The sequence below is a fragment of the Enterobacter sp. 50793107 genome, from assembly GCF_001463365.1.
In the GTDB taxonomy this organism is placed as follows: Bacteria; Pseudomonadota; Gammaproteobacteria; order Enterobacterales; family Enterobacteriaceae; genus Enterobacter; species Enterobacter cloacae.
The window spans coordinates 1-2663 of sequence record NZ_LNII01000111.1 but is presented as its reverse complement, the minus strand read 5'-3'; the positions used below and the strand labels follow the sequence as shown (position 1 = coordinate 2663).

Annotated in this window: 2 protein-coding genes and 1 pseudogene; all 3 read left to right on the top strand. The window is 40.2% G+C overall.

What is annotated here, in order from left to right:
* A partial coding sequence (locus APU11_RS14955; protein ID WP_060578597.1) for a glycosyltransferase occupies positions 1-877 on the top strand: 877 nt, incomplete at its 5' end.
* A gap of 3 nt (positions 878-880) precedes the next feature.
* Positions 881-1651, top strand: a complete 771-nt coding sequence (locus APU11_RS14950; protein ID WP_038979584.1) for a DUF4422 domain-containing protein — start codon at positions 881-883, stop codon at positions 1649-1651.
* A pseudogene (locus APU11_RS14945) lies at positions 1648-2538 on the top strand (UDP-galactopyranose mutase); the annotation flags it as partial. The gene APU11_RS14950 and the pseudogene APU11_RS14945, both read left to right, overlap by 4 nt.
* Positions 2539-2663 lie beyond the last annotated feature (125 nt).

Here is a 2663-nt window from a genome sequence, read left to right as displayed (position 1 = left end):
CTTATTAATAGATGATGGGTCAACGGATCATTCTTCTGATATTTGTGAGAGATTCGTAGAGGAAGATAGTAAGTTTAAATATTTTTATAAGAAAAACGGTGGGCTTTCTGATGCAAGGAATTTTGGGCTTGACAGGGCGGTAGGTGAATATGTGTTTTTTATTGATTCAGATGACTTGATATCTACGAATGCTCTGTCTGAGGTGGATTCATGCATCTCAAAACATATGTCAGATATAGTTTATTTCGACTATAAAAAATTTCATGCTGAAAAAGATGAACCTCTTCCTCAATTTGAATTATCTGTGCCGTCTAATTCAATCCGTAAAATCTCTAATGTTATTTTAACTAAGAAGCCTAACTTTGCATGGGCGAGAGTAGCAAAGAGAGAGATGTACATTAAAAATTGCTTTCCGGTCGGATTTATCTACGAAGACGTTCTCACGTCGCCTTTATTATCAGCTAGAGCCAGAGCGGTTAGCTACATTGAACATGAGTTATATGGTTATAGGAAAAGATCTAATTCAATTACAACCGGATCAGCTGAAAAGCAATTTAGATTGTTTGAAACGTTAAGATTATTGAAAGAAAATGTTATTCGAGAAAACATTGACATTAAATTCTACACTACTGCTTTTGTAAATCTCATCCAGTCTTGCTTAGTGAGTTTAGTGCGGATTGATGATCGTAAAATACGCCAAAAGTATATAGATTTAATATTGACTGAATATAACAAGCTAAGCTATCGAGATATTTTTAATTGTTGGTCATATAGAAAATACAAAATATTATCATTATTATCAAAAAATAAAATCTCTCTTTTCTTATTAAGTGCTGCTCTGAGGCAGATTGTAGTTTTCTCAGATAAACAAAGGTAAAGAATGAAGTTAATTACATATGTTGTTAGCCATAAACAATATGAATTCCCTGACAGTACAAATTTTGTGCCGTTGCAAGTTGGCAACGCTCCAGCGGCTATTTCGCAAAATACTGTGCGTGATTCAACTGGCGACAACATCGCCCATCTAAATTCATCATTCTGCGAACTCACCGCAGCCTATTGGATATGGAAGAACTCTCAGGAAGACATTGTCGGACTCGCGCACTACCGTCGATATTTTGCATCATCAACTAGTAACCTGATGGTTAAGGGGAAGCGTATCGCCTCTCCTGAAGAGATGATGAATCTTCTGGAGAATGCTGATATTCTGGTTGCTAAACCACGTAATTATTATATTACGAGCATTAAAAGCCATTATATACATGCTCATCATGAATCGGACTACACTCAACTGCGAGATGAAATAGCGCGACAACAACCTGATTATCTCTCAGATTTTGATGATGTTATGGGGGGCACTAAGATCAGCCTGTACAATATGTTCGTCTGTAAAAAAGCATTGATAGATGAATATTTTGCCTGGCTCTTCCCTCTATTGTTCGCGCTTGAACAAAAAATTGCTTATCAGAATTATGATGCGTACCAAAAACGCGTCTTTGGGTTTATGGCAGAAAGACTTTTCAATGTGTGGCTTCATCATCAGCGCAATCGACTGAGGATTAAATATATGCCGGTGGTCAATATTGATGGTGAGAACCTCCTTCTGAAGGGGATTGGATTATTAAAACGACATTTTTGGGGAACAAAATGACAGTCGCTATTGTTGGTGCAGGTATCTCTGGGGCCGTTATCGCCAGGCTGTTAGCTGAGCAAGGAATATCATCCGTTGTTTTTGATAAGCGCTCGCATATTGCAGGAAACTGCCATTCTGAACGTGATCCGCAGACTAATGTCATGCTGCACGTCTATGGTCCGCATATCTTCCACACAGATGATAAAGAAGTCTGGGACTTCGTAAATGCTTATTCTGAATTCATGCCTTACACAAACCGCGTAAAGGCTGTTTACAAGGGCAATGTCTATCTGCTGCCTGTTAACCTGCACACCATTAACCAGTTTTTCAATAAAACGCTACGTCCTGACGAAGCTCGGGCGTTTATTGAATCAAAAGCGGATAAATCAATTGTCGATCCGCAAAACTTTGAAGAACAAGCAATCAGCATGATTGGCCGTGAGCTCTACGAGGCGTTCTTCAAGGGATACACGCGCAAGCAATGGGGCGTTGAACCAACGGAATTGCCTGCCAGTATTTTGAAGCGTTTGCCGCTGCGCTTCAATTACAACGACAATTATTTTAATCATCAGTATCAGGGCATGCCTAAAGAAGGCTATACCGAGATGGTCGCAAAAATTCTCGACCATGAGCTGATTGAGGTCAGAACGGATACTGAGTTTTCTGCGGCAGAAAGCACTGCGTATGAACATGTGTTCTGGTCAGGAGCCCTGGATGGATACTTTAACTTCAGCGAAGGGCGGCTTGGCTATCGCACATTGGACTTTGAAAAATTCTCCGCGGAAGGCGACTATCAGGGTACAGCAGTGATCAACTATTGTGAAGAAGACGTACCTTATACTCGTATCACCGAGCATAAGCATTTTTCACCCTGGGAATCACACGAAAATACTACCTGCTATCGGCTTTGTTGAATAAATCGAACTTTTGCTGAGTTGAAGGATCAGATCACGTATCTTCCCGACAACGCAGACCGTTCCGTGGCAAAGCAAAAGTTCAAAATCACCAACTGGCCCACCTACAATAAAGC